A 25860-nucleotide genomic window follows, 5' to 3' on the forward strand; every position below is an offset into this window, starting at 1 on the left:
CTTCTAGACAAATTGACTGGGGTTGGAATTTTTCTATTCCAGGGTGTCTTCCGCGGTGGTGCTCTCGGCCAACTTCGCTACGACTTCGGACATGTCTTGGTCTCCTCGTTGAACTCTGCTTTTCGCCGGGCTCAGGTCCTGTGCCTCTCGCCGCTAGTTGCTGCCCGTTTGCCTCGCGGCGCCCGATCGTTTCAGCCGATCTTGATGACATACGGTATGTGATATATCAGAACGGCGCAAGAAGAATTTCTACTGACTCTTCAACTTTCGTCGGTGCGGCGCAGCAATCTTGCAGGCTACTGCTGCTAAATCAGGGCAATTACTTAGTGCTAGCCATTGATGCGCGAACGACACAGATTGTCGACCCGCGATCCACGACAGGAAATACGCCCGTCACGTCGCCTTAGATATATCACATACCACCATTCCAGTGACAATTTGGCTCACTGAAAAGGCTTGTCATGGCCCTGGCTCCCTTCGGAAGCCACGTCCTCCACTAATAGAAGTGGTCAGTCGTCAGCCCGAGGCCCGGTCACACCGCGCCAGGCCTCTCTACCGCTAAATCCGCATCACGCACCGTGACCGGTGCCTGGCATTGTTGCGCATGAAACCGTGGATTGATGCTACCTGAAGCTTAATTTGCCAAGTCTTAAAGTTTTTTATCGTATCTATTCACGACCGTTTATACACCGCACGATCGGCATGAAATGCCCCGGCGGTGTTCCATAGCTTCCCGTCCATGGAACACCGCCCCGTCTCAGGCAGGCGCTTCTTCGAGCTGCCGCAGCAAGGCATCGACGCTGCCCTTGGCGTCGCCGAACCACATCCGCGTGTTGTCCTTGTAGAACAACGGATTGTCGACCCCGGCATAGCCCGCGGCCATGCTGCGCTTGGACACCACCACGGTCCTGGCCTTCCACACCTCCAGCACCGGCATGCCGGCAATGGGGCTGGCGGGATCTTCCAGCGCGCCCGGGTTGACGATATCGTTGGCGCCCACCACCAGCACCACGTCGGCCTTCTCGAAGTCGTCGTTGATCTCCTCCATCTCGAGCACGATGTCGTATGGCACCCGAGCCTCGGCCAGCAGCACGTTCATATGCCCGGGCAAACGGCCCGCCACCGGGTGGATGCCGAAGCGGACGTTGACCCCCTGCGCGCGCAGCCGCCGCGCGATCTCGCTGATGGTGCCCTGCGCCTGCGCCACCGCCATGCCGTAGCCCGGCACGATGATGACGTCGCTGGCATCCTTGAGCAGGTTGCCGACTTCCTCGCTCGACACTGGCAGCACCTCGCCCTGCTCTGTCGCCGCCCCCTGCGCCTGCACCGCGCCGAAGCCCCCCAGGATCACCGACAGGAACTTGCGGTTCATCGCCTTGCACATGATGTAGCTGAGGATGGCGCCGCTCGATCCGACCAGCGCGCCGGTGATGATCAGCAGGTCGTTGCCCAGCATGAAACCGGTGGCCGCCGCGGCCCAGCCGGAATAGCTGTTCAGCATCGACACCACCACCGGCATGTCGGCGCCGCCGATGGCCAGCACCAGGTGCGCGCCGACCAGCAGCGCGATCCCGGTCATGACCGCCAGCGGCACCAGCCCCTGCTGCGGATCGGCAGCGCTGAGGAAGCTATACCCCAGCCACACGCACACCAGCAGCGCGCCGGCGTTGAGCATGTGGCGGCCCGGCAGCAGCATCGGCTTGCCGCCCATGGTGCCCTGCAGCTTCAGGAAGGCGATGATCGAGCCGGTGAAGGTGACCGCGCCGATCAGGATGCCGAGGTAGGTCTCGACCTCGTGGATCACCTTCTCCGCGCCGGCGAGCTTGGTCGGCTCCAGGTAGCTGGCATAGCCCACCAGCACCGCGGCCAGGCCGACGAAGCTGTGCAGCACCGCCACCAGCTGCGGCATCTGCGTCATCTCCACGCGCTTGGCCAGCATCGAGCCGGCGATGCCGCCCGCCAGCATCGCGCCGATGATGATGGCGATGCCGTCGGGGCTGCCGGCCAGCACGGTGGTCGCGATCGCGATCACCATGCCGGCGATGCCCAGCATGTTGCCGCGCCGCGCGGTGTCGGGATGGCTCAGGCCGCTCAGGCTGAGGATGAACAGCGCACTGGCGCTCAGGTAAGCGATATTGCTGATTCCGGAAGGCATGGCTGTCTCCTTGGCCTTAATCTCGCTGGAACATCTTCAGCATGCGTTGCGTGACCAGGAAGCCGCCGGCGATATTGATGGTGGCGACAAACACCGCGCAGCCCGCAATAACCGCCGTCACCAACGACGGCTTGCCCAGCTGCACCAGCGCCCCCACCACGATGATCCCGCTGATGGCATTGGTCACGCTCATCAACGGCGTATGCAGCGCGGCGGTGACGTTCCACACGACCTGGTAGCCGACGAAGATCGCCAGCACGAACACCGTGAAATGCGCCATGAATGTCGGCGGCGCGACCGCGCCCAGGCCGAGCAGCGCAGCCGCCGCCAGCGCCAGCGCGACTAGCGTCACGCCGGTACGGCTTGGCGGCTCGGGGGCTTCCGCTTGCACCGGTGGCGTCGCGGCCGGCGCCTGCTGTTGCGGGATGGCCACCGTCAGCGGCGGCGGTGGCCACGTCACCGCGCCCTGGTGCAGCACCGTGGCGCCGCGGATCATCTCGTCATCCATATCGACCACGAGCTGCCCGTCCTTGCCCGGCGTCAGCTCGGTCAGCAGGTGGCGGATATTGGTGGCGTAGAGCTGGCTGGCCTGCGCCGCCATGCGGCTGGGCAGGTCGGTATAGCCGATGATCGTCACGCCGTTGCGGCGCACCGATTCCCCAGGCTCGGTCAGCACGCAGTTGCCGCCCTGCTCCGCGGCCAGGTCCACCACCACGCTGCCCGCGCGCATCAGGCCAACGGTGCCGGCCTCGAGCAGCTTCGGGGCGGGCTTGCCCGGGATCAGCGCGGTCGTGATGATGATGTCGACCTCGCGTGCCTGCTCGGCAAAGAGGCGCATCTCCGCCTCGATAAACGCGGGACTCATCTCCTTGGCATAGCCGCCGCTGCCACTGCCGTCTTCCTCGATCTCAACCGTGAGGAACTCGGCGCCAAGGCTTTCGATCTGCTGGCGCACCACCGGCCGCGTATCGAAGGCGCGCACCACCGCGCCCAGGCTGCGCGCCGCGCCGATCGCCGCCAGCCCCGCCACGCCCGCGCCGATCACCAGCACGCGCGCCGGCGGGATCTTTCCCGCCGCCGTGATCTGCCCGGCGAAGGGACGGCCGAAGGCATGGGCGGCCTCGATCACCGCGCGGTAGCCCGCCATATTGGCCATCGAGCTGAGGGCATCGAGCTTTTGCGCGCGCGAGATGCGCGGCACGCAATCCATCGCCAGCACCGTCGCGCCGCGCTGCGTCAGCCGCTCCAGCATCGCCATCTGCTGCGCCGGCCAGACAAAGCCGATCAGCGTGGCGTGCTTCTTCAGCAGCGCCGCCTCTTCCACGCCCAGGCTGGGATGGACCTGCGGCGGGCGCACCTTGATCACCACGTCGACCGACGCCCACAGGCTGGCCGCATCGACAATGGCCGCGCCGGCGGCGCGATAGTCATCGTCGGAGAACGAGGCCTCCTGGCCCGCGCCGGTTTCTACCGCCACCTGGTAGCCGAGCTTGAGCAGTTCCCTGACCGAGTCCGGGGTGGCGGCGACGCGCCGCTCTCCCGGATGGACCTCGCGTGGCACACCGATCGTCATTGGCATGGCATTCACCGTCCTGTATGTGAGTGCGGACGGCGTTCAGCCGTGCACGTGGTTGACCAGCGAGCCGATGCCCGCGATCGCCACCTCCACCACCGCGCCGTCCTTCATCGAGCCCACGCCGAGCGAAGTGCCGACCGCGATCACATCGCCCGGCATCAGCGTCAGGTCCTGCGAGATGCGGCTGACCTGCTCCTCGGGCGAAAAGATCATGTCCGACAGCGGGTAGTTCTGCCGCTCCACGCCGTCCAGGCGCGTCACCACGCTGGCCGCCTTCCAGTTGAAGCCGGTGACGATGGCCGGGCCGACGCAGCCGAAGGTGTCGAAGCCCTTGGCGCGCGTCCACTGCGGGAAGTTGGGGTCGGCGGTGATCAGCTCGGCCGCGGTGACGTCGTTGACGATGGTGTAGCCGAAGATATGCGCGCCCGCTTCCGCCACCGACACGTTACGCGCCATCTTGCCGATGACGATGCCGAGCTCGCCCTCATAGACGATCTTGCCGTCATAGCTCTTGGGGCGCTGCACCGCGTCGCCGGGTCCGGCCAGCGACGATGCCGGCTTGATCAGGAACAGCGGGTGCGTGGGCACGGGCTTTTCCAGCTTGCGGGCGAGCGCGTGGAAGTTGTTCCACAGCGCCACCACCTTGCCGGGCTCGCAGGGTGCCAGCAGTGTCAGCGCCGCGCGCTCGTGCACGGCACCCGTCGGGGCGGGGTCGTTGAAACCATCACCGTCGTATTCGACGACGCGGCTGCCATCGGGTCCATCCAGACGGCCATGGGCGATGCGGCCGTCAGCGCGGCGAAAGCGTATCCAGGTTTGCACAACGTGCTCCTTGCGCAGGCAAAAGGGGGGCTTGCCTGCTCCGTGATGGGTTGCAGGATATTGGAAGAGAAAAAGGAATTCGGGGCGGCGCGCGCGCCTTGCCTGTCATTCCCGCGCAGGCGGGAACGACATGGTGGCAAGGCGTCGCGTCGGTCGCTACCTCATACCGCCCCGGCCAGCTTCATCGCCGCGATCTGCGCGGGCGTGCGTCCCAGCCACTCAAGGATCTCGTCGGTATGCTCGCCCAGCAGCGGCGAACGCTCGACTTCCACCGGCGAGGCCGACAGCGTGATCGGGCAACCCAGCTGCACGTAGTTGCCGCGCTGCGGATGCTCGAGCTCCACCAGGTAGCCACGCTGGTACAGCGACTGGTCCTCGATCAGGTCCTTCATCGACAGGATCGGGCCGCACGGCACATCGACTTCATTGAGCGCCGCCATCACGTCGAATTTGCTCAGGCCGCCGGTCCATTTCTCGATCACGGCGAAACAGTCGGCCAGGTGCTTGAGCCGCGCTTCTGGCGTGGCGTAGTCGGGATTGTTGATCAGGTCCTCACGGCCGCACAGGCGCATCAGCGGCTCCCAGCCCTGCGGCTGGATGATGACGTAGACATAGTCATTGGGGCCGCCCGGCGCACAGCGCAACGCCGCGCCCGGCTGGCCGCCGCCCGAGGCATTGCCGGCGCGCGGCACGTGGTCGCCGAACTCTTCATTCGGGTACTCGCGCAGCGGTCCGTTGTCCAGGCGCTGCTGGTCGCGCAGCTTGACGCGGCACAGGTTCAGCACCGCATCCTGCATCGCCACCTCCACGCGCTGGCCGCGGCCGGTGTGCTCGCGCTGCAGCAGCGCGGCCAGGATGCCGACCACGCAATGCACGCCCGTGCCCGAGTCGCCGATCTGCGCGCCGGTCACGGTGGGCACGCCCTCGGCATCGCCCGTGGTGGAGGCCGAGCCGCCCATGCACTGCGCCACGTTCTCATACGCCTTGCAGTCGGCGTATGGCCCCGGGCCGAAGCCCTTGATCGACGCATAGACCAGCCGCGGATTCAGGTCCTGCAGGTGCTCCCAGTCGAAGCCGGCGCGCGCCAGCACGCCGGGCCCGAAGTTCTCGATCAGCACGTCGCTGCGCTGTACCAGGTCTTCGAGCAGCGCCTTGCCTTCGGGCGTCTTCATGTTCAGCGTCAGGCTGCGCTTGTTGGAGTTGAGCATGGTGAAGTACAGGCTGTCGGCGTTGGGCACGTCGCGCAGCTGGCTGCGGGTGATATCCCCGCGGCCCGGCATTTCCACCTTGATCACGTCCGCGCCCAGCCACGCCATCAGCTGCGTGGCCGAGGGGCCTGCCTGGACGTGGGTCATGTCCAGGATGCGAACACCTTGCAGGGCCTTGGTTTCCATTGCGGTTGTCTCCTCGGGCGATGGTTTTACTTGTACATGGTCTGGTTCTTGGTGCCTGGCGCGTACTCGCTCGGATCCACCCAGATACTGATCACCGCCGACTTGCCGGGCGTCAGGGTGTCATCCGCGGTGGTGCTCCCGGCCCGCGTGGCTTCGACGACTTCGGACATGTCTTGGTCTCCTCGTGGATTTACCGTTTTCGGCTGCCTTGATGACATACGGTATGTGATATATCAGAAGAGAGCAAGGGGAGTTTGCCCGATCCCACGCACATTTCGACGGTGCAGCGCAGCAAATCCGGCCAGGAAGCCGTCTTTTCCCGACAATTCAGCGTAATGCCGGAGGGTTCAGAACATCCGCGCATCAATCCGGCCGACCGACTTTTCGCATTGATATATCACATACCATCAAGCGAAACGGAGTCAGACTGCCAGAAATGAAAACGGCGGACATCGTCCGCCATTCCGCCGCCCTGCCCCTGCCCCGCCGTCGTCAGTCGAGGAAATCGCAGTGCGTCTCGACGTAGTCGGCCAGGTCCAGAGAGTGCTGCCGCACCAGCCGCTCGGCCAGCTCGGTATCGCGCCGTTCCAGCGCTTCGATGATGCGCAGGTGGTCCACGATCGAACGCGACGCGCGGTCGCTCTGCGAGATCGTCATCTTCCGGATCGCCCGCACGTGGATAAAGATATTGCGGATCGTGTCCATGATGATCTGCGACTTGGACAGCTGCACGATCGCCTGGTGGAACGCGATATTGGCGTCGGAATACTCTTCAATATGCTCGGCCGGCGTGGAATCGCGGAAGCTGTCGAACATATGGCGCAGCTGCCTGATCTCCGCATCGGTCGCGTTCTGGGTCGCCAGCCGCGCCGCCATGCTTTCAAGCGCCGCCCACATCTGGATCATCTCGACGATCTCGCGCTTGGTCTTGCGCATGATGTAGATGCCGCGGCGCGGTACGGTGCGCAGGAAGCCTTCCTGCTCCAGCAGCGTCATCGCTTCGCGGATCGGCGTGCGGCTCACGCCCATGGCCTCGCTCAGCACCCGTTCATCGAGCCGGATCTCTTCATGCGACTGGTAGATGTCGGCGTCGGCAATGGCCTGCCGCAGCATGGCGTAGGCCTGGTCGCGCAGGCTGGCGCCGGCGTTGATCGGTTGCACGGACAGGCTCAGGCCGGGAGGCTGAGCGATCGATTGGCTTTGCGCAGACATGAATGAGCTCGTGTGAGACCGTGGCGCGGCGGCCGGAATGGCTGCCCTCCGCATTCCCGCACAGCTTAGCAAAAACGCCCGACTCATTACGAATATGCATCAAGCAATGCGTCGTCGTCATGCATCGGCACTGCGGCGGTGCGCGGTCTGTCGTATATGGTATATCACTATCGCCCTGCCTTCCCGCTTTGCAAGCCAGGCGCGCGCAACATTTGCGCCGCCGGCGTGCCGCAGGGGGCACCCGACACTGCGATGCCCCCCGCTGTGGTCCGTCTTCAGGCGGCCAGTTTCGCCATCGCGTCGCGCTGCTTGATCAAGCCCAGAACGGCGTCACACATCGGCGTGGGCTGTCCCACCCGCCGCCCCATCTCCTGCACCACGGTCAGCAGCGGGTCGATTTCCATGGCCCGCCCTGCCTCCAGGTCCTGCAGCATCGAAGTCTTGTGCGCACCCACGGCGCCGGCACCGTCGATGCGACGCTCCACGTCGACACGGAACTTCACGCCGAAGCGCTCGGCAATGGCCTGCGCCTCGACCATCATCTGGCGCGACAGCGCGCGCGTGGCGGGGTCCGAGGTAATGACGTCGAGCGTGGCATGCGTGAGCGCGCTGATCGGGTTGAAGCACAGGTTGCCCCACAGCTTGAGCCAGATCTCGTCGCGGATGTTATCGCGCACCGGCGCCTCCAGGTCGGCGGCCATCATCATCTCGCTCAGCTGCGTGACGCGCGACGAGCGGCTGCCGTCGGGCTCGCCCAGCGGAAACTTCTTGCCGTAGACGTGCTTGATCACGCCGGGCGCCACGATCTCGGCGGCGGGATAGACCACGCAGCCGATCGCGCGCTCAGGGCCCAGGCCTTTCCACTGGCGCGCGCCAGGATCCACGCTCTCCAGCGTGCTGCCGGCGAGGTCGCCGCCATGCTTGTAGAAGTACCAGTATGGGATGCCGTTGACGCCGGTGACGATCGCGGTCTGGGCCCCCAGCAGCGGCTGTATCAGGTCGACCACGCCGGGCACCGAATGTGCCTTCAGGGTAATGAACACATAATCCTGCGGCCCGAGTTCGTGCGGATCGCTGGTGCAGCGCACCTGCGCCACGCGCTCCTCGCCGTCGATCAGCAGCCTGACGCCGTTCTCCTTCATCGCCGCCAGGTGCGGACCGCGCGCAACGAAGCTGACCTCCGCCCCCGCGCGCGCCAGTTGCGCCCCGACATAGCCGCCAATGGCGCCCGCGCCATAGATACACACTTTCATGCCTGTCTCCTTGTGGCTCGATATGAAGCTCGATAACGATCTTTTGATATATCACATACTATATTCCACAAAGGCGCAAAACAACCTTTATCTTTCCGGACACGTTTGGCGACAAGCGACGCTGCGCTAACATGAAGCTTCATGCGCCTTCGGCGAATCACGCGCCGGGCGCCAGCCTTAAAACTGACACCCGGAGCTTGTATGGAATCGACGCTGGCATTGGTGCAGGACCCGGCCGCCTGGGCGGCGCTGGCTACCCTGGTGGCCATGGAAATCGTACTGGGGATCGACAACCTGATCTTTATCTCGATCCTGACCAACAAGCTGCCCGAAGCCATGCGCGAGAAGGCACGCAAGATCGGCATCAGCCTGGCGCTGCTGATGCGGCTGGGGCTGCTGGCCACCATCGCCATCATCGTCAAGCTCACCGAGCCGGTGTTCACCATCCTCGGCCAGGGAATCTCGTGGCGCGACATGATCCTGATTGCCGGCGGCGCCTTCCTGGTGTGGAAGGCAACGCGTGAAATCCACCAGCACGTCAGCGGCGACGAAGAAGGCGAGGACAGCGGCACGGCCAAGGCGGTGCAGAGCTTTGCCTCGGCCATCGGGCAGATCCTGGTCCTCGACCTGGTGTTCTCGATCGACAGCATCATCACCGCGGTCGGCATGACCGAGCACGTGCAGATCATGTTCGTGGCGGTGATCGCCGCCGTGATGACGATGCTGTTCGCCGCCACCCCGCTGGCCAACTTCATCAACCGCAACCCGACCATCGTGATGCTGGCGCTGGCCTTCCTGATCATGATCGGCATGACGCTGATCGCCGAAGGGCTCGGCCACCATGTGCCCAAGGGCTATATCTATACGGCGATGGCGTTCTCGGCGGGAGTCGAGGGGCTCAACATGCTGTCGCGCCAGCGGCGCAAGCACCGCCGGGAGCATGGCGAAGCGCACTGAGTGTGTTCTGCGCCGCACACATAGCGGGTGCCCGTAGCCTGTAACAGACGGTGTCCGAACTTTCCGCGGACGGCGCCGTCTTTTACAGTTCTGCACTAACCCCGGACAAAAAAAGGACGCTTTCGCCACATGATGAATCGCCGAACCCTGCTGGTCTCCGCCACCGCCTCTGCCGCGCTTGCCGCGCTCGGCATTACCCCATCGGTACTGGCAGCCAGCCGGATCAAGCTCGGCGACGCCCAGCCGTTCGGCTTCGACGCCCTGATCGAGCGCGCCCGCGCGCTGGCGGCAAAGCCGTACGCGGCGCCGCCGTCGCCCCCGGCCGATGTGCTATCGCGCATCGACTACGATGCCCACGGCAAGATCCGCTTCCGCACCGACGACGCGCTGTTCGCCAATGGCCCTGGCCAGTTCCCGGTCACCTTCTTCCACCTCGGCACCTACTTCCGCACGCCGGTGCGCATGCATGTGATCGAGCGCGGCAAGGACGGCGCGGGCAAGGCGCGCGAGATCGTCTACGACGATGCCTACTTCGACATGCCGGCCGACAGTCCCGCGCACAAGCTGCCGCCTGGCAGCGGCTTTGCCGGCTTCCGCTTCCAGGAAAGCCGCCTGGGCGACCAGAAGGTGCGCGACTGGCGCAAGAACGACTGGGTTGCCTTCCTGGGCGCCTCGTATTTCCGCGCCATCGGCGACCTGTACCAGTACGGGCTGTCGGCGCGCGGCATCGCCATCGACGTGGCCGAGGCGGGCAAGTCCGAGGAATTCCCTGCCTTCACCCATTTCTGGTTTGAGACACCCGAAGGCAACGGCGATAAGGTCACCGTCTATGCGCTGCTCGACGGCCCCAGCATCTCCGGCGCCTACCGCTTCGTCATGCAGCGCGCCAAGGCCGTGATCATGGACGTGGAGTGCGCGCTGTTCCTGCGCAAGGACGTGGGGCGCCTGGGGCTGGCGCCGCTGACGTCGATGTACTGGTTCTCGGAAAGCATCAAGGGCACCGCCGTCGACTGGCGGCCGGAGGTGCACGATTCCGACGGCCTGGCGCTCTGGAACGGCGCGGGCGAGCATATCTGGCGCCCGCTGAACAATCCGCCGCAGACCACCGCCTCGGCGTTTTCCGACGAGAACCCGAAGGGCTTCGGCCTGCTGCAGCGCGACCGGTTGTTCGACCACTACCAGGACGGCGTCAACTACGAGCGCCGCCCGAGCCTGTGGGTCGAGCCGCGCGACGGCTGGGGCGCCGGCGCGGTGCAGCTGATCGAGCTGCGCACCGACGACGAGATCCACGACAACATCGTCGCCATGTGGGTGCCCAAGGCGCCCGCCAAGGCCGGCAACACCTATCGCCTGCGCTACCGCCTGCACTGGCAGGCCGACGAGCCCTCTCCCTCGCCGCTGGCGCGCTGCGTCGCCACGCGCCTGGGCAATGGCGGCCAGCCCGGGCAGCAGCGGCCCAAGGGCGTACGCAAGTTCATGGTGGAGTTCAAGGGCGCACCGTTGGAGAAAATCCCCTTCGGCGTCAAGCCCGAGGCCGTGCTGACCGCCTCGCGCGGCACCTTCTCCTATGTCTTCACCGAAGCCGTGCCCAATAACGTGCCTGGCCACTGGCGCGCCCAGTTCGACCTCGCCGCCGATGGCAACCAGCCAGTCGATATCCGCCTGTTCCTGCGCCTGAACGGCAAGCCGCTGTCGGAAACCTGGCTGTACCAGTACCACCCGTTCCAGTCGCCGGCGGGCTGAAGCCGGGATCGCCTTGCACCATATTGCGACCCCGTGATGTCGACCGCGCACGACCGGGTATGATGGCTGGTAACAACAGTCACACAGCACCAGCCAGCCTCACATGATTTCTCAAGAGTTCGCCGGTGCCGCCGAGGGCGGCCAGGCTGCATCGCTCCCGCGCTCAGAGCGCGCCTACCAGCAACTGCGCGCCGCCATCCAGGCTGGCCAGCTCTCGCCCGGCACGCGGCTGCGCGAGGTGGAACTGGCGGAAACGCTGGGCCTGTCGCGCACGCCCGTGCGCGAAGCGCTGTCGCGGCTGGAATCCGAAGGCCTGGTCGTCAACGAGCCCAACCGCGGCATGATGGTGACCCAGCTCGACGCCAGCATGGTCAGCGAGCTGTACGTAATGCGCGAAGTGCTGGAAGGCACCGCTGCCGCGCTGGCCGCGCGCCATGCCACCGACGTGGAGATCTCGCTGCTGCGCGATATCGTCGAGCGCGACCTGGCGTTCGCCGACGATCCGGACCGGCTCGCGCAGAACAACCGGCTGTTCCACGAAACCCTGCACCGCTGCGCCCATAACCGCTACCTGCTGAAGAACCTGCGCTCGCTGCATGAATCGATGGCGCTGCTCGGGCGCACCACGTTGTCAGTGCCGGGGCGTGCGCGCAGCTCGTACGAGGAACATATCGCGTTGGTGGAGGCGCTGGAACAGCGCGACCCGGCGCTGGCGGAACAGATCGCGCGCCGGCATATCCAGCAGGCCTACAAAGTCCGGCTCTCGCTCTGGATCCAGGAGCAGTCCGGCACCTGAACGGCGACCGGACGGATCAGGCCGCAGCCTGAGCGCGCGCCGTGCGCAGCGTGCCCAGGCTCAGCACGGTCAGCGCCAGCAGGATCAGCAGCACCGCGCCCAGCGTCTGCGGCGCGATCTGCTCGCCGCCCAGCCACGCGCCCATTGCCAGCGCCACCGGCGGATTTACGTAGACGTAGCTGGCGGCCAGCGTCTGGCTGACCGTCGACACCAGGTACATATAGGCGGAAAACGCCACCAGCGAGCCCGCCACCACCAGGTAGACCCAGGCCCAGCCGGCCTGCGCGCTGACCGATGCCGGCCACGGTTCCTGGCGCAGCGCCGACAGCACCATCAGCACCGCCCCGCCGATTAGCATCTCCGCTGCAAAGGCCGCGGGCCCCTGCGGCAGCTCCAGCCGGCGCGCCAGCTCCGAGCCGAACGACCAGCTCGCCACCGCCAGCATCAGCGCCACCACGCCCATGGTACTGACGCGGAATTCCGCGCCCGCCGTCAGCACCAGGATGCCGACGCTGCCGATCGCGATCGCCACGTACTCGTACCACCTGGGCCGGTTGCCGAAGCACGCACCCCAGATCAGCGCGAAGATCGGCATCGACCCGATCATCACCGTGGTCGCGCCCGACGAGATGGTCTGCTCGGCAATCGCCGTCAGCCCCATGCCGCCCACCAGCAGGAACACCGCCGGCACCGCGCAGTTGCGTAGCTGCCGCCAGTTCGGCATCGGCGTGCCGCGCCACGCCAGCCAGGCGGCCAGCAGCAGGCCCGCGCACAGGAAGCGCGTGCCCATCATGAACAGCGGCGGAAAGCTCTCCAGCGTAAAGCGGATCGCCAGGTAGGTCGTGCCCCACACCACGTAGGTGATCAGCAGGCAGAGCAGGACAAGCGGTGGCATGGTCGGACGGGAGCGTAGAGAAGGCATCCACGATAGCCCCCGCATCCGGCGCGACCAAACGAAAAGGTCTGGCAAGCCTTGCGAAAGTTGCTCACAAAGCACGCAAAAACCGCAGGAAAAACAAAACCGGCCGCGCGTCAGGCCCCAGCGGGCGCGCGTATGGCCGGTTCTACAATGCAGCCGCGAGGCCGCAGAAAGCCCGCAATTTGCCGCAGATACCGCAAATTACCGCAGCTTCAGCACAGCTTAGCCGTTGGCGTAAACTACCTTGGCCTTGCGGGCCTGGGTCTGCAGGCGCTCGACCATGGCCTGGAAGGCAGCGATGGTGCGCTTCACGTCGTGGGCGAAACCCAGGCGTTGCGTACCGAGTTCGCGGTCGATCAGATCGCGTTCGAGTTGGTCAGTCAGCTTGATATCGGATTGGGTGTTCATGGCGTTCTTCCTTTCGGGATTACCCTCATCGGGTTTTCCCTGATTGTAGCAAAGGAATTGTCGCATCGCAGCATTAGGTGAAAGTACGTATGGGGGAAAGCAACGGTTAGTGCCGAGAAAGACAGCCTGAGATGTCGGAAGTGAAGCGATATGCCTTTCGACAAGCTGCGGCACGAATAGAAAAGCCAAGCGGTTGACCAACGAACAACGCTTCGCGGAGGGTGTCACTACGAACGGCCGACAGGGCTACGCGCCGGCCCGCGGCCCCACGGCATCCGCGGCACCTCTCCGATATGTGCCTGTGCCACGTTTCGGTATTACTGTCAGGCGCCCCACGCCCAACCGATCACGCAGTAACGCGGCGCCGTGACGTCGCAACAGCCGATCGCGCACGCTTCTGCCGCGTGAGCGCCATACTGTCCCATTCCAAATGGTCGAGCATTACCGCCGGCGAGAGCGTGAACGACTCGCGCATGTCACGCACCTCTTCGACCGGCGTCCTGCCGAACAGGCGCTTGAACTCGCGGCTGAACTGGGATGCGCTTTCATAGCCAACACGCGCCGAAGCCGCCGCCGCGGTCACGCCGTCTCGAATCATCAGCAGCCGGGCCTGATGAAGACGGGTCGACTTGATGTACTGGATCGGCGATGTCTGCGTCACCGTACGGAAGTTGGCATGAAACGCCGGCACACTCATGCCCGCTTCCTCCGCAAGACGCGTGACGTTGAGCGGCGTTGCATAGTCGGCATGAATCCGCTTGAGTGCCCGCGCCACCCGTCCGAATCGGCCATGATGCGCCAGCGCAGCGCGCATTGCCCCGCCTTGCTCGCCCGTCAGCACGCGATAGCAGATTTCGCGCACGATGTCGGGCCCCAGAACCTGCGCATCGAGCGGTGACGTCAATGCCTGCAACAGCCGTAGCGTCGCGTCAGCAAGACCCCTGCAAGCGGTGTGGAAACGATGCCGGTCGGGGGCGCCTCGGGATGATGCCCGGCGGCGTCGATCTGCGTGATCAATTCGCTGAGTTCGATCAAGTCCAGGCGCACCGACACCGCGAGCATTGGCTCCCCTGGCGTGGCCTGAGTCTCTGTCGAGAACGGCAACGGCACGGACAGCACGAGATAGTGCTGCGCGTCGTAGACGTAGACCCCATCGCCCAGGAATCCGATCTTGCGCCCCTGGCAAACAATGACGATGCTCGGCTCATACAGCACTGGCGTGCGCCCGAGCGGACGGTCCGAGCGCATCAGCCGGACGCTGTCGAGCGCCGATTGGGTATAGCCCTCGTTCGGCGCCAGTCGCTCAAGCAGGCGGACCATGCGAGTGGAAGCAGGATTCAGGGCGTTCGACACGGCTCTCTCCTTTCGCTTGCGATTGTCGCCATTCTAGTCCCCGCCATCCGCGCCCGTCACCCAGATTGATAGAAATAGGCAATAACGCCATCGATACGTGTATTCGCCGCGGCGCTGGACGTACCTAACATTCCCTCACCGGCCAACGAACAGTATCGCTTTCCTGAAGGCCGATCCTGGAAAGACGTCTCGCGCGGCAATCGCCGGCAGCCGCCTCCCAAACCGAGCCACCAATAGGAGTATGCAAGATGGCAATCCAACCCACCGAATCGAAGGTCATCCTCATCACCGGCGCCAGCAGCGGCATTGGCGAAGGCACCGCCCGATTGCTCGCCGCCCAAGGTCATCGCCTTGTCATCGGCGCACGACGCACGGATCGGCTCGCCGAACTGGCCGAATCGCTGCAGGCGGCCGGCGCCACCGTCCGCTATCGCGCACTCGATGTCACTTCGGCCGAAGACGTTGCTGCCTTCGCGCGCTTCGCGCTCGAATCCTTCGGCCGCATCGACGTGCTGATCAACAACGCTGGCGTGATGCCGCTCTCTCCGCTGAACGCGCTGAAGGTCAATGAGTGGGACCGGATGATCGACGTGAACATCCGCGGCGTGCTGCACGGCATCGCCGCCGTGCTGCCAGCGATGGAGCAGCAAGGCGCGGGCCAGATCATCAGCATCTCGTCGATCGGCGGCTTGTCCGTCTCGCCGACCGCAGCCGTCTACTGCGCAACCAAATTCGCCGTGCGCGCCATTTCCGATGGGCTGCGCCAGGAAACGGACAAGATCCGCGTGACAGTCGTCTGTCCCGGCGTCGTCGAATCCGAACTGGCCGACTCGATCTCCGACGATGTCGCACGCTCGGCGATGCAGGAATTTCGACGCATCGCCATCACGCCAGATGCGATCGCCCGCGCCATTGCGTACGCGGTGGAACAACCGGCCGATGTCGACGTGAGCGAGATCATCGTGCGTCCGACGGCCAGCCCGTTCTGAACGCGTTGAACACATAGCACAAGTCAATCCCAGGAGAACCTCATCATGACACCACGCAATGCAGCGACTGGCGCCTTCGCAGGCAAGGTCGCAATCGTAACCGGCGCGGCCAGCGGCATCGGACTGGCCACCACTGAACTGCTGCACGCCCAGGGCGCAAACGTTGTCGCAGTTGACCGCAACGCCAACGTCGAGACGCTCAGCAGACCCGGCGTCCTGCCGCTCGTGGCCGACATTGCGCGCGAGGAAAGCGCGGTGCGAGCTGTGTCGACCGCCGTCGAACAGTTTGGCAAGCTGGATATCCTCGTCAACAACGCCGGGATCATCATCAACAAGCCGGTGGTCGAGATGTCGCTCGACGACTGGAACAGCATCCAGGCAGTCAACGCAACCGGCGCGTTCCTGTTCTCGCGCGAGGCGATGCGCGTGATGGTGTCGGCCAGGTCGGGCGCCATCGTCAATGTCGGCTCCTATGCATGCCAGCAGGCGTTTCCGCTCATCGCGGCTTATGCCGCCTCGAAGGGCGCACTGGCGCAATTGACGCGCGCGTTGTCGCTCGAAGCCATCGGGCACGGCATCCGCGTCAATGCGGTGGGCTCAGGCGACGTGGTGACCAACATCACCAACCACATCCATGCCGATGGACCAGCGTTCCTGGCCGAACACGGCAAGAATGCTCCCATACGCCGCGCAGCCCAGCCCGAGGAGATTGCAGAAGTGATCGCATTCCTGGCTTCGGAAAAGGCCAGCTACATCGTCGGCGCGCTCGTGATGGCCGACGGCGGCATGAGCGTCGCGTTGCCTTGAACGCGCGTAGTCAACAATCCCAACCCCACAGGAATACCATCATGAAGCAAGCATCCCGCACCTGGTTTGTAACCGGCGCATCGAAAGGCCTGGGTCAGAAGCTCGTCAAGCATCTCCTTGAGCAGGGCCATCGCGTGGCCGCAACGTCACGCACGGCAGCCTCACTTGCGCACGCCATCGGTGACTCGTCCGAACGATTTCTACCACTCGAGGTCGACCTGACCGATGACCGAAGCGTCCACGCGGCGATCGAAAGCACCGTGCAAAGGTTTGGCTCGATCGACGTGATCGTCAACAATGCCGGCTACGCACAGCAAGGGACTGTCGAGGCGCTGTCCGACGAGGAGGTCCGCCAGAACTTCGAGGTCAACTTTTTCGCGCCACTGCTCGTGCAGCGCCATGCCCTGCCGCATCTGCGGGGCCAGCGCAGCGGACACATCATCAATATTGCATCCATCGTCGGCTACCAGGGCGGCTACGCCGGCTGGGGCAGCTACGTGGCGAGCAAGTTCGCGCTGGCGGGTCTGACCGAGTCGTTGGCCGCGGAAGTCGCCGAACTCGGCATTCGCGCGACCGTGGTCTATCCGGGGCCCGTGCGCACCGACTTCCTGTCAAGTGGTGCGCTGGCGGTGGCCACGCACCAGATCAGTGAGTATACGGAGGCCAAGGCATCGATCGACCTTCATCTCGGCACGCTGCATGGACGGCAGGCTGGTGACCCCGACAAGCTGGCCCGGTTGATCATTCAGGCCGCCAGTGTCGAATCGCCGCCGCTGCACCTGTTTGCGGGCAAGATCGCGAACGAACTCGCGGCAGCCAAGGCCGAAGGGGTCAGGAAGGATCTCGACGTGTGGAAGGGGTCCTCTGAAGCCACGGACTTCGCCGAGTAATCGAGAGGTAAGGGGGTGCCGCGTACGCAGCCCAGGAGACCTGGGACCGAAAGCGGCACCGACTCCAGTCTTAAGCTCCGTACGCTGGCTCTTGCCGATGGCCCATCGCTTCGCCTGCGTCCATCGTCGACGCGTAACCGGCCGTCAATCGCTGCACCGGAATCCGACAAACATGTCACTGCGGTGCGGCAGGTAGAAATTCCGGTAACGGGGATGCTGCATGCGGGCATGCGTGGCGAACGATCCGCCGCGCACCGCGCGATGCGTGCGGAACCAGGGCGCGGAGTACTCCTGGTAGGGGTCTGCCGAGAAACCCGCAAAAGGCAGGAACGGATCGGCCGTCCATTCCCACACCGCCCCACCCCATTCGATCAGGCCGCGGCTCGCCGCATACTCCCATTCAGCTTCCGTGGGCAGGCGCTTGCCGGCCCACCGGCAATAGGCCTGCGCTTCATAGGCGTTGACATGGCAGACCGGCAGGTCGAGGGGAAGCGGCACCCACTGCCCGAACCAGCGCGATTCCCATTGCCCCGGCACGTCGCGCGCCGCCTGGCGCCACCGTGCCGGATGCGCCAGCCCGCTCTGCTGCCGCCACGCCAGACCTTCATCCGACCACCAGCGCCGGTCGCGATAGCCGCCCGCGGCCACGAATTCGGCGAATGCCGCGTTGCTGACGCATTGGCGGTCGATACGAGCGGGCGCGATACGGACCGGGTGCCCCCACTTCTCATTGTCAAACACGAACCCGCTGTCCCCCGACGCCCCCATCAGGAAGGCATCGTCGGCGATCGCCACATCGCCGCCGCCGGGCGCGAGCGAAGGCATCGCCAGCGGAGCATGCAGCGGATAGTCAAGCGTCTGGCGCATGTAGGTCAGCGCCTCGGCGTGCATGCCCTCGTGGAACAAGGCGAGACGGCAAAAATAGAGCGCCTCGTCGGTGTCGTCAGTGGCGGCAAGCCTGTTGCGCACGCCATCGAGCACCGCGCCCACGTAGTCGCGTATCTCTGCGAGCTGAGGCAGGTCCAGATGCCAGCGGTCCTGGTGGGCAACGCGCATGGAATCGAACCAGCGGTCCGCGTCGGCCAGCAAGGAGGGGAGCCTGGCAGCGAATCGCCCTCCCTGGCCGGCGCGCGGATCGCGCAGGATCCAGTGCTCCGTGAACCAGGCGATATGGGCATACTCCCATAATGGCGGGTTGATCCCCGGATCGTAGCGAACCCGCCATTGGGACGGCGACAAATCCTGCAGGATGGCCCACGTGCGTCGATGCGCTTCGACGAACGCCTCATCCAGCCCGAACTTGTTTATGCTTCTCGCAGCAAGCCCTTCAGCCCTCATCGCCATGCACCCTCCAAAGGCCACCGTGGCAATTATCAGTCCGGCACTCCGGAAAGCCAATAATGGCAACTGGCAGACCGCCAGCCGCTGGTCCCGCTTTTTGCGCGCCGACTACGGTGTCGTGCTGGCCGCGGAGTGGCCGTCGGACGGCGAGCGCGGCGCCCTGCCCGACTGCATGATCGCCTTGCACGCCCGGCGGTCGGCGGACAGTATTTCAAGGTTTGCCGCGGCCTGCCCGGATCGGCCGCTGGTGGCGGTGCTGACCGGAACCGACCTCTATCGCGACATCCACTGTGACGAATCCGCCCGGCGCTCCCTCGATCTCGCGACCCACCTGGTGGTGCTGCAGGATGAAGGGCTAGCCGAACTGCCTCCCCGGCATCGCGCCAAGTGCCGTGTGATTTACCAGTCGGCCCCGGCATACGTGCCGGGCACATCCGGTGGTGGCAGCACCTTCGATATCGTACTGGTAGGCCACATGCGGGCGGAAAAGGACCCTCTGACCCCCATGCGGGCGCTGGAACTGCTTCCCGACGATTCGCGCGTGCGGCTCATCCACATAGGCGGCGCCCTTGACGATGCGTACGTGCAGGCGGCGCAGGCTCTGCAAGCGCGCGCCTGGCCAGCGGTGCAGCGCTACGTCTGGCTGGCCAGACTGCCGCATGCCGAGACGCGCCGGCGCATCCGGCAAGCACAGGCGATGGTGATCTCTAGCGTGATGGAAGGCGGCGCCAACGTCATCGCCGAGGCCGTAACCAGCGGTGTGCCGGTGCTGGCCAGCCGCATCCCGGGAAATATCGGCATGCTGGGCTGCGACTATGAGGGTTATTTCCCCGCGGGAGACGCCCGGCAGCTGGCGCTCCTGCTCGAGCGGGTCAGCCGGGATGCCGGCTTTCTGGCCCGCCTGCGGGAGCAAGTTGCGCACCGGGCGCCGCTGTTCGCACCGACGCGGGAACAGGCGGAAGTGACTAAACTTGTCGCCGACGCCCTGAAACAAGCACAAGCCGCATCCCCGCCGTGAACCAGGCAACGAATGGCGGAGGTTGCGGACCCCGGTGTGCTGTCGGAGATCCTCATGAATTCAAGGCAAATTGAGGTACTTCCCGGCCCCGTCATCGCTGCTGGTCGGTATCGCGGCCAGCGATGAAAGGCCGTCCCCACCATTGCCGTGCCAACCCTGGATCCTTCTCCACCATGTTCCCTGTTCTCTCGCGCACCCTGAGGCGCCTTTCCATGCTTGGCCTGCTGGGCCTGGCCGGTCTTGCCAGCGCCCAGCCGGTGCTCAAGGTGTCGGCCATCCCCGATGAGTCACCGACCGAATTGCAGCGCAAGTTCGCGCCGCTGGGCAAATACCTGGAGAAGGAGACTGGCATGAAGGTGGAGTTCGTGCCGGTCACGGACTACGCTGCCGTGGTGGAGTCGCTGGCAACCGGCAAGATCGACATGGCCTGGCTGGGCGGTTTTACCTACGTGCAGAGCAAGATCCGCACGAATGGGGCGACCATCCCCATCGTCCAGCGGCAGGAAGATGCCGCCTTCACCAGTAAATTCATCACCGCCGACAAGACGATCAGGTCCCTGGCGGACCTGAAGGGCCGCACCTTCGCCTTCGGTTCGCCGTCCTCGACTTCCGGCCACCTGATGCCGCGGCATTTCCTGTTGCAGGCCGGCATCAATCCGGACAAGGACTTCAAGACCGTCGCCTATTCAGGCGCCCACGATGCGACGGTCGCCTTCGTCCAGGCCGGCCGGGCCGACGCCGGCGTCCTCAATGCCTCGGTCTGGGACAAGCTGGTGGAGCAGAAAAAGGTAGATCCCGACAAGGTCAGGGTGTTCGCCGTCACGCCGCCCTATTACGACTACAACTGGACCGTACGCGGCGGTCTCGATCCGGCCCTGCGCAAGAAGCTGACCGAGGCCTTCCTCCGGCTTGACCCGGGCAACCCCGAACAGCGGGAGATCATGGCATTGCAGCGGACGTCTAAATACATCACCACCCGGCCGGAGAACTACGCGGGCATCGAGTCCGCGGCGCGTGGCGCGGGCCTGATCAAGTGAGCTTCCGCATCGAGACCGCGAGCATCCGCTACGCCAACGGACAGCGCGCGCTCAGCCAGCTGACGCTCGCCGGGGGCCGCGGCGAACGCATCGCCGTCATCGGCCCATCGGGGGCCGGCAAGACTTCCTTGCTGCGTTTGCTGGCAACGGCCCTGCGGCCAAGCGAGGGCCGCGTCGAGGTGTTGGAGCAAAGCCCCTGGGCGCTGTCCGCCGGACACCTGCGGCGCTTGCGCTGCAGTATCGGCATGGTGCACCAGGCGCCGCCAATGCCACCACGGCAGCGCGTCGTCACCGCCATTCTGGCCGGCCGCCTCGGCGTCTGGCCAGCATGGAAGTCGATGCTGTCCCTGGCCTACCCGGCTGATCTTGCCGGCGCCACCGAACAGCTCGCCCGCCTCGATCTGGCCGACCGCCTGTTCGACCGTTGCGATCAACTGTCCGGGGGCCAGCTCCAGCGGGTAGGCGTCGCTCGCGTGCTATACCAGCGCCCGGAGCTGATCCTGGCGGACGAACCCGTCGCGGCCATGGACCCTGCGCTGGCCAACCTGACCTTGGGCGAGCTGAGCAAGGAAGCGGCGACGCGGACAGCGACGCTGGTCGCCAGCCTGCACGCAGTGGATCTGGCCTTGCGCTGGTTTCCGCGCATCGTGGGGCTCAGGGCAGGCGCGATCGCCTTCGACCTGCCGGCCGAACGCGTCACCGATGCCCTGCTGCGGGAGCTTTATGCCTCCGAAAGCGAGTCGCCGCCGGTGCAGGGCCGCGAGCCGCTGCTCATGGCCGCCGGATCGGCTGGCGGCGACCGGCCCAAATCGGCGTGCCGATGAGCGCCCACCCGCGCGATCCGCAGGCGCTGCGCCGGGCGAGCGGCCTGGTCGTTGCGCTGCTTTTGCTGTGGCCCTTGCTGAGGCTTTCCCAGTTCGATCCGTCGGCGCTGTTCGAGGCCGGCAACCTGAAGGTGATGGGGAGCTTTTTGCGCAACTTTCTCCCCCCTGAGGTTTCGGCCGAGTTTCTCGGCTACGTGGTCAAGGCCACGCTGGAGACACTGGCGATCGCCACGGCGGGAATTGCCCTCGCCTTCGTCGTTGCCACGCCGCTGGCCGTAGCGATGACGAACAGCCTGTCGATCTCCCGCATCGGACCCGGCCCCGCCCGCAAGCAGCGCATGGCATTGCGCATCGGCGTGCGCGCCCTTGTGCTCCTGCTGCGCGGAGTGCCCGAACTGGTCTGGGCCCTGCTCTTCGTGCGCGCCCTGGGCCTGGGGCCAGCGGCCGGCGTGTTGGCACTTGCCATCACCTATGGCGGCATGCTGGCCAAGGTCTATGCGGAAATCCTCGAGTCCGGCGACCGGCGCGCGGTGGACGCGCTGCTCGGCGGTGGCAGCGGGCGCGTGGTGGCGCTGCTCTATGGGCTGCTGCCGAATGCGGCGCAGGAGCTGGTTTCCTACACGGTCTATCGCTGGGAGTGCGCGATCCGGGCTTCGGTGGTGATGGGCTTCGTCGGCGCCGGTGGGCTCGGCCAATTGATGGACCAGGCGATGAAACTGCTCAATGGCGGTGAAGCCGCGACCATCCTGCTTGTCTTCCTGCTGCTGGTCCTGCTGGCGGACGCGATCAGCGCCCGGCTGCGCAAACTGCTGGCGTAAATCATGGCAGACAAGACCAAGGCCGCCCAGCTCTGCTTGAGCTGCCTGTTCACCCTCCTCGCCGTGGCACTGGTAGTGTCGGCCAGTTTCGCTTATCTCTCGCTCAATCTTGGCCGGCTCTTCTCCATGGACGCGGCCGGCGAGATGCTGCGCTTCCTGCAATCCTTCTTCCCCCCCGACCTGTCGGCCGGCCTTCTTGCAAGGACCGCGAGGGGCATGCTCGAAACGCTTGCAATGTCTGCCGTGGGCACCTTGTGCGCGGCGGTCCTTGGCCTGGTCCTGGCCTTACCTGCCTCCGGCCGTCATGGCGCTGCGCTGAAGGCGCTGTCGCGGCTGGCACTGAACCTGTTGCGCTCGGTGCCCGAGCTCGTGTGGGCGGTCCTCACCGTACTGGCTGTGGGCCTCGGACCATTTGCCGGCACCCTTGCCCTGGCCTTGCACACCGCCGGCGTGCTTGGCCGCCTGTTCGCCGAAGCACTGGAGAATGCCCCGGCCGCACCGGCACAGGCGCTGCTGGCAACCGGGGCGTCCCCCGCCCTCGCCTTCCTGTATGGCACGCTCCCCTGCGTCCAGCCGCAGTTCCTGGCCTACACCCTGTATCGGTGGGAGACAAATATCCGCATGGCCGCGATCCTGGGCTTCGTCGGCGCCGGCGGGCTTGGGCAGATGCTGTACTTCGAACTCTCGCTCTTTCACCTGGCGCAGGCCTGCACGGTCATCATCGCCATGCTCGTCCTTGCGGCACTGGTCGACGCCGCCAGCGCATTCATGCGCCGCGATCGGGTCATGGTTCACGCCTGACCGCGGTGCCCGGCCAGAGAGTTTCCAGGCGATTGCCTGATCCGGTGGACCCCGCCCTATTGGCTCTCGAGCCACTGAATGGCGAAGCGCATCAGTTCCTTGCCGTTAGGAATATCCAGCTTTTCCTTGATGTTGGCCTGATGTGCCTCGACGGTTTTGACGCTCCGATTCAGTTTCCCGGCGATCTCGCGGGTGCTGAAGCCGAGTCCGATCAGGTGCAGGACCTCGAACTCCCGTTCCGAAAGGCTCGCGATCGAGCCCGTCGCAATTTTTTTGGGAACCGTCAGAGCCCGCGCCAACCTCTCATGCATTGCGGCGCTCAGGTAAATATTACCGGCCAGCACCTCGCGGATCGCGTTCAAGATATGCTCCGTGGCCTCCAGTTTCATCAGATACCCGTTTGCTCCTGCCCGCAGTGCGCGCTCGGCAAACAAGGTTTCGTCATGCATGCTGAGGACGAGGATTGCCAGCGTTGGATAGTGTTGCCGCAGCGTCTTGACAAGATCCAGGCCGGAGTTCGAGTGCAGGCTGAGGTCCACAATGGCCAGGTCAGGCTGGCAGGCCACCGCCGCCATGGCTTCTTCGGCACTGGCGGCCGCACAGCAGACGTGCAGATCCTCATGCTGATTCAGCAAGTGGGTTAACCCCTCCCGGATAATGGGGTGGTCATCCACGATCAGGATCTGGGTCGCACGGCCCAGGCTAGATGGCTTCCCTTTCATTGCCCGGACTCTCCGGTATCGGATAGCTGATGGCAACCGTGGTGCCACCCAAAGCATTGCGGGTGACCGTGCAAGAGCCGCCCAGAAGGCTCGCCCGGTGACGCAGGTTGTGAAGTCCCAGTCCCGAGGCACGCTCCATTTGCTCCGGGTCGACCCCCACCCCGTCGTCACTGATGGAAAGCCTCTGCATTCCGCCATCGCGCTCCAGGTCGATCCAGATGTGGCGGCCCTGGCTATACTTCAGCGCGTTATTGACGGCTTCCTGTGCCGCACGGTAGAGGTTGATCTGCATCGGCGGATCCAGTAAGTCCACATCTGACTCGATGCGAAGCGCGCATTCGATGCCATTCAGCGAGCGGGTCGTCTGTGCCAGCCCTTGCAGGGCGACCGTAAGGCCACCAGATTCCATGGCGACCGGGTCCAGGCCATGGGCAATCTTGCGCGTCATCTGGGACGCCTGCTTCACCAGTTCGACGATGGTAGCCGCCTCCGCGGCGGCCGGGTGGCAATGCTCCTGTAGTTCCTGATTCAAGGTGGTGCAGTAGAAGCCAAGGCTGGTGAGGTGCTGCCCGAGGCCGTCATGCAGTTCCCGGCCAATGAGTCTCTGCTGCCGATCGCCGATTCGGATCAGCTCTCCTTCCAGCCGACGACGTCGCGCCATCTCCTGCTTCAGTTCATTGTTGGCGCGCTCCAGTTCCTGGGTTCGCTCTTGCACGCGCCGTTCCAACTCGACGTGGGAGGCGAGCAGGAGGCTATGGAAGCGCTTTCCCTGAGCATGTGCCGCTACCAGCAACAGTCCGGTAACTGCCACGACATTGGCGAAGGCGCACCATCTCACGAGGCTATCCACCGGAGATTCGGTGGCAAAGGGACCGGTGCCGTTCGCGGTGCCCCAGATGGCCACGATTGAGACCAGCAAGGTTGAGAGGCAGGTGCCCAAGTGATCGAAGCGGAGAGCCGCCCAGATCGTGAACGGAAAAATCGCGAGGGCTGCCGGATAGTAGCCGTGCCCGGCAAGTTCGGTGGCGCCGAAGATAAGGTAACTCACCCAGAAGATCGCAACGGTCAGTCCGCACGCTTCCACGGCCTGCTTTGCGGAGCGGATCGGGCTCGGATACTTGAGCAAGATGAGCAGCGGCGGGGCCACCACGAGCACCCCCATCATGTCACCGAGCCACCATTTTAGAAGAGCTGCGCCGTACCCGCTGACTGGCACCAGGCCCGCTCCTACGAGGGCGCTCGCACCGATCAGCGCACTCACTGCCGTGCTGACCGTCGCAGCCAGGATGATGAAGGCAATCACGTCGTTGATGCGATCCAGGGTGATTTGGAATCGGGCTACCCGCTTCAACAATAACGAAGCCGTCAAGGCTGCAGCCGTTGCCCCGAGGCCAATCACCGCAGCCACCGGTAGCGGCACGCCCACCGACACGTTTGCCAAAACGGAGCCGATGGCAATTCCGGGGGCAACTGCGAAGCCCATGACAAGCAGTGCAACGAGGGCGATGCCGCTGGAAGGCCACACCAGGGACACTGCACCGCCCACTACCGCATAGGCAAGTCCCAGCTTTGCACCTGCGAAATACGCCAATGCGACCAATGCAGTGTTAACGAAGAGGCTGAGCCTCGAGTTTCGCGTAATGATTACCATTGCTCGCTTCGAATCCTGGGGACAGCCCGTGGCACATCAGGTCTTTTTCTCGTTAGCCGCAATGACAATACTCTTGCGATAGTTAGTATCCGACGCACCTGTGGCAAATCACGTATTTGCACCAAATTCCTGCCAGGCGAAGTGCTGCGAAACCAAGGTGCCGCAAGACTACTATGAATCTACTTCAGAACTCCCCTGTGCGGTAAGCGTAGCCAGGTGGATTCGGTGAGCTATACCGTCCGGGTTCGACGCGAGATTCCGTATTAGCGCCGGGTTTCGGGTATTCGTCCAGGATCCGGGGCAGCCCAACAGGGCGGAGTCCGCCCCGCCATCGAATAGGGCAATCCCCTAGCCTCTTTTCGGACCAGCCCCTT

General features: G+C 64.8%; 23 protein-coding genes and 1 pseudogene. 11 read left to right on the forward strand and 13 right to left on the reverse strand.

All coding sequences use genetic code 11. The features are described 5' to 3' along the window. Nucleotides 1-757 precede the first annotated feature (757 nt). The 7 genes from pntB to AC10V3_RS30250 all read right to left on the reverse strand — a co-directional run bounded on the left by pntB (nucleotide 758) and on the right by AC10V3_RS30250 (nucleotide 8412). Nucleotides 758-2155, reverse strand: coding sequence for a Re/Si-specific NAD(P)(+) transhydrogenase subunit beta (gene pntB, locus AC10V3_RS30220; RefSeq protein WP_022539052.1), 1398 nt, complete (start codon nucleotides 2153-2155; stop codon nucleotides 758-760). A 16-nt stretch (nucleotides 2156-2171) separates the two neighbouring features. After that, nucleotides 2172-3734 (reverse strand): Re/Si-specific NAD(P)(+) transhydrogenase subunit alpha, encoded by a 1563-nt coding sequence (locus AC10V3_RS30225; protein WP_022539053.1) that lies wholly within the window; start codon nucleotides 3732-3734, stop codon nucleotides 2172-2174. A 36-nt stretch (nucleotides 3735-3770) separates the two neighbouring features. Further along, nucleotides 3771-4553 (reverse strand): fumarylacetoacetate hydrolase family protein, encoded by a 783-nt coding sequence (locus AC10V3_RS30230; RefSeq protein ID WP_022539054.1) that lies wholly within the window; start codon nucleotides 4551-4553, stop codon nucleotides 3771-3773. Between the two features lie 161 nt (nucleotides 4554-4714). Continuing rightward, nucleotides 4715-5947, reverse strand: a complete 1233-nt coding sequence (frc, locus tag AC10V3_RS30235; RefSeq protein ID WP_022539055.1) for a formyl-CoA transferase — start codon at nucleotides 5945-5947, stop codon at nucleotides 4715-4717. 26 nt (nucleotides 5948-5973) lie between these two features. Beyond that, nucleotides 5974-6117: a hypothetical protein gene (locus AC10V3_RS30240; protein WP_022539056.1), complete on the reverse strand. Its 144-nt coding sequence runs from the start codon at nucleotides 6115-6117 to the stop codon at nucleotides 5974-5976. A gap of 322 nt (nucleotides 6118-6439) precedes the next feature. Then, a complete protein-coding gene (locus tag AC10V3_RS30245) occupies nucleotides 6440-7159 on the reverse strand; it encodes a GntR family transcriptional regulator (RefSeq protein ID WP_022539057.1) in 720 nt (239 codons plus the stop codon). A gap of 275 nt (nucleotides 7160-7434) precedes the next feature. Continuing rightward, entirely contained in the window at nucleotides 7435-8412 is a 978-nt protein-coding gene (locus tag AC10V3_RS30250) for a 2-dehydropantoate 2-reductase (RefSeq protein WP_022539058.1), read from the reverse strand. Between the two features lie 201 nt (nucleotides 8413-8613). Here AC10V3_RS30250 and AC10V3_RS30255 point away from each other — a divergent pair, with 201 nt between their 5' ends. The 3 genes from AC10V3_RS30255 (at nucleotide 8614) to AC10V3_RS30265 (ending at nucleotide 11908) form a co-directional block, all read left to right on the forward strand. Next, nucleotides 8614-9369, forward strand: a complete 756-nt coding sequence (locus AC10V3_RS30255; RefSeq protein ID WP_022539059.1) for a TerC family protein — start codon at nucleotides 8614-8616, stop codon at nucleotides 9367-9369. 129 nt (nucleotides 9370-9498) lie between these two features. Continuing rightward, nucleotides 9499-11112, forward strand: coding sequence for an OpgD/OpgG family glucan biosynthesis protein (locus tag AC10V3_RS30260; RefSeq protein ID WP_022539060.1), 1614 nt, complete (start codon nucleotides 9499-9501; stop codon nucleotides 11110-11112). Between the two features lie 103 nt (nucleotides 11113-11215). Continuing rightward, the gene (locus tag AC10V3_RS30265; protein WP_022539061.1) at nucleotides 11216-11908 is read left to right on the forward strand and encodes a GntR family transcriptional regulator; all 693 of its coding nucleotides are present in this window, start codon (nucleotides 11216-11218) and stop codon (nucleotides 11906-11908) included. Between the two features lie 16 nt (nucleotides 11909-11924). Here AC10V3_RS30265 and yedA read toward each other — a convergent pair whose 3' ends face one another. The 3 genes and pseudogenes from yedA to AC10V3_RS30280 all read right to left on the reverse strand — a co-directional run. Then, nucleotides 11925-12803, reverse strand: coding sequence for a drug/metabolite exporter YedA (yedA, locus tag AC10V3_RS30270; protein WP_022539062.1), 879 nt, complete (start codon nucleotides 12801-12803; stop codon nucleotides 11925-11927). Between the two features lie 246 nt (nucleotides 12804-13049). Next, nucleotides 13050-13235, reverse strand: a complete 186-nt coding sequence (locus AC10V3_RS30275; protein WP_022539063.1) for a hypothetical protein — start codon at nucleotides 13233-13235, stop codon at nucleotides 13050-13052. A 436-nt stretch (nucleotides 13236-13671) separates the two neighbouring features. Beyond that, a pseudogene (locus tag AC10V3_RS30280) lies at nucleotides 13672-14555 on the reverse strand (AraC family transcriptional regulator); the annotation flags it as partial. A 281-nt stretch (nucleotides 14556-14836) separates the two neighbouring features. Between AC10V3_RS30280 and AC10V3_RS30285 the strand changes: the two are divergent. From AC10V3_RS30285 to AC10V3_RS30295, 3 genes are read left to right on the forward strand one after another with little or no spacing between them, the layout of a single operon-like run. Further along, nucleotides 14837-15577, forward strand: coding sequence for an SDR family oxidoreductase (locus tag AC10V3_RS30285; protein ID WP_022539065.1), 741 nt, complete (start codon nucleotides 14837-14839; stop codon nucleotides 15575-15577). A gap of 45 nt (nucleotides 15578-15622) precedes the next feature. Continuing rightward, nucleotides 15623-16384, forward strand: a complete 762-nt coding sequence (locus AC10V3_RS30290; protein ID WP_022539066.1) for an SDR family NAD(P)-dependent oxidoreductase — start codon at nucleotides 15623-15625, stop codon at nucleotides 16382-16384. Nucleotides 16385-16425: 41 nt separating this feature from the next. After that, on the forward strand, nucleotides 16426-17274 hold the full coding sequence (locus AC10V3_RS30295) for an SDR family oxidoreductase (RefSeq protein WP_022539067.1): 849 nt from the start codon (nucleotides 16426-16428) through the stop codon (nucleotides 17272-17274). Between the two features lie 144 nt (nucleotides 17275-17418). On the opposite strand, the gene senA is transcribed toward AC10V3_RS30295, so the two are convergent. Then, nucleotides 17419-18618, reverse strand: coding sequence for a selenoneine synthase SenA (senA, locus tag AC10V3_RS30300; RefSeq protein WP_490924324.1), 1200 nt, complete (start codon nucleotides 18616-18618; stop codon nucleotides 17419-17421). On the opposite strand from senA, the gene senB reads away from it, so the two are divergent. The 5 genes from senB (at nucleotide 18617) to phnE (ending at nucleotide 23113) form a co-directional block, all read left to right on the forward strand. Next, nucleotides 18617-19633, forward strand: coding sequence for a selenoneine biosynthesis selenosugar synthase SenB (gene senB / locus AC10V3_RS30305; RefSeq protein WP_022539069.1), 1017 nt, complete (start codon nucleotides 18617-18619; stop codon nucleotides 19631-19633). The genes senA and senB overlap by 2 nt on opposite strands. Before the next feature lie 212 nt (nucleotides 19634-19845). Beyond that, nucleotides 19846-20670 carry a putative selenate ABC transporter substrate-binding protein gene (locus tag AC10V3_RS30310; RefSeq protein ID WP_022539070.1) on the forward strand — a complete coding sequence of 275 codons (825 nt, stop codon included), beginning with the start codon at nucleotides 19846-19848 and terminating at the stop codon, nucleotides 20668-20670. After that, nucleotides 20667-21494, forward strand: coding sequence for a phosphonate ABC transporter ATP-binding protein (locus AC10V3_RS30315; RefSeq protein ID WP_349607012.1), 828 nt, complete (start codon nucleotides 20667-20669; stop codon nucleotides 21492-21494). The genes AC10V3_RS30310 and AC10V3_RS30315 overlap by 4 nt, the downstream gene beginning before the upstream one ends. Then, entirely contained in the window at nucleotides 21491-22312 is an 822-nt protein-coding gene (locus AC10V3_RS30320; RefSeq protein WP_022539072.1) for a PhnE/PtxC family ABC transporter permease, read from the forward strand. The genes AC10V3_RS30315 and AC10V3_RS30320 overlap by 4 nt, the downstream gene beginning before the upstream one ends. A gap of 3 nt (nucleotides 22313-22315) precedes the next feature. Then, on the forward strand, nucleotides 22316-23113 hold the full coding sequence (gene phnE, locus AC10V3_RS30325; RefSeq protein WP_022539073.1) for a phosphonate ABC transporter, permease protein PhnE: 798 nt from the start codon (nucleotides 22316-22318) through the stop codon (nucleotides 23111-23113). Nucleotides 23114-23169: 56 nt separating this feature from the next. Here phnE and AC10V3_RS30330 read toward each other — a convergent pair whose 3' ends face one another. Both AC10V3_RS30330 and AC10V3_RS30335 read right to left on the reverse strand, forming a co-directional pair. Continuing rightward, on the reverse strand, nucleotides 23170-23835 hold the full coding sequence (locus tag AC10V3_RS30330) for a response regulator (RefSeq protein WP_022539074.1): 666 nt from the start codon (nucleotides 23833-23835) through the stop codon (nucleotides 23170-23172). Further along, on the reverse strand, nucleotides 23816-25486 hold the full coding sequence (locus tag AC10V3_RS30335) for an MASE1 domain-containing protein (RefSeq protein WP_490923866.1): 1671 nt from the start codon (nucleotides 25484-25486) through the stop codon (nucleotides 23816-23818). The genes AC10V3_RS30330 and AC10V3_RS30335 overlap by 20 nt, the downstream gene beginning before the upstream one ends. Nucleotides 25487-25860: the final 374 nt, after the last annotated feature.

Source organism: Cupriavidus sp. PB-02 (assembly GCF_058252315.1).

What these genes read in the sequence shown, in the direction of transcription:
- pntB (WP_022539052.1), bottom strand. Translation starts at nt 2,155, where the DNA reads ATGCCTTCCGGAATCAGCAATATCGCTTACCTGAGCGCCAGTGCGCTG.
- AC10V3_RS30225 (WP_022539053.1), bottom strand. Translation starts at nt 3,734, where the DNA reads ATGCCAATGACGATCGGTGTGCCACGCGAGGTCCATCCGGGAGAGCGG.
- frc (WP_022539055.1), bottom strand. Translation starts at nt 5,947, where the DNA reads ATGGAAACCAAGGCCCTGCAAGGTGTTCGCATCCTGGACATGACCCAC.
- AC10V3_RS30240 (WP_022539056.1), bottom strand. Translation starts at nt 6,117, where the DNA reads ATGTCCGAAGTCGTCGAAGCCACGCGGGCCGGGAGCACCACCGCGGAT.
- AC10V3_RS30245 (WP_022539057.1), bottom strand. Translation starts at nt 7,159, where the DNA reads ATGTCTGCGCAAAGCCAATCGATCGCTCAGCCTCCCGGCCTGAGCCTG.
- AC10V3_RS30250 (WP_022539058.1), bottom strand. Translation starts at nt 8,412, where the DNA reads ATGAAAGTGTGTATCTATGGCGCGGGCGCCATTGGCGGCTATGTCGGG.
- AC10V3_RS30255 (WP_022539059.1), top strand. Translation starts at nt 8,614, where the DNA reads ATGGAATCGACGCTGGCATTGGTGCAGGACCCGGCCGCCTGGGCGGCG.
- AC10V3_RS30260 (WP_022539060.1), top strand. Translation starts at nt 9,499, where the DNA reads ATGATGAATCGCCGAACCCTGCTGGTCTCCGCCACCGCCTCTGCCGCG.
- AC10V3_RS30265 (WP_022539061.1), top strand. Translation starts at nt 11,216, where the DNA reads ATGATTTCTCAAGAGTTCGCCGGTGCCGCCGAGGGCGGCCAGGCTGCA.
- yedA (WP_022539062.1), bottom strand. Translation starts at nt 12,803, where the DNA reads ATGCCACCGCTTGTCCTGCTCTGCCTGCTGATCACCTACGTGGTGTGG.
- AC10V3_RS30275 (WP_022539063.1), bottom strand. Translation starts at nt 13,235, where the DNA reads ATGAACACCCAATCCGATATCAAGCTGACTGACCAACTCGAACGCGAT.
- AC10V3_RS30285 (WP_022539065.1), top strand. Translation starts at nt 14,837, where the DNA reads ATGGCAATCCAACCCACCGAATCGAAGGTCATCCTCATCACCGGCGCC.
- AC10V3_RS30290 (WP_022539066.1), top strand. Translation starts at nt 15,623, where the DNA reads ATGACACCACGCAATGCAGCGACTGGCGCCTTCGCAGGCAAGGTCGCA.
- AC10V3_RS30295 (WP_022539067.1), top strand. Translation starts at nt 16,426, where the DNA reads ATGAAGCAAGCATCCCGCACCTGGTTTGTAACCGGCGCATCGAAAGGC.
- senB (WP_022539069.1), top strand. Translation starts at nt 18,617, where the DNA reads ATGCACCCTCCAAAGGCCACCGTGGCAATTATCAGTCCGGCACTCCGG.
- senA (WP_490924324.1), bottom strand. Translation starts at nt 18,618, where the DNA reads ATGGCGATGAGGGCTGAAGGGCTTGCTGCGAGAAGCATAAACAAGTTC.
- AC10V3_RS30310 (WP_022539070.1), top strand. Translation starts at nt 19,846, where the DNA reads ATGCTTGGCCTGCTGGGCCTGGCCGGTCTTGCCAGCGCCCAGCCGGTG.
- AC10V3_RS30320 (WP_022539072.1), top strand. Translation starts at nt 21,491, where the DNA reads ATGAGCGCCCACCCGCGCGATCCGCAGGCGCTGCGCCGGGCGAGCGGC.
- phnE (WP_022539073.1), top strand. Translation starts at nt 22,316, where the DNA reads ATGGCAGACAAGACCAAGGCCGCCCAGCTCTGCTTGAGCTGCCTGTTC.
- AC10V3_RS30330 (WP_022539074.1), bottom strand. Translation starts at nt 23,835, where the DNA reads ATGAAAGGGAAGCCATCTAGCCTGGGCCGTGCGACCCAGATCCTGATC.
- AC10V3_RS30335 (WP_490923866.1), bottom strand. Translation starts at nt 25,486, where the DNA reads ATGGTAATCATTACGCGAAACTCGAGGCTCAGCCTCTTCGTTAACACT.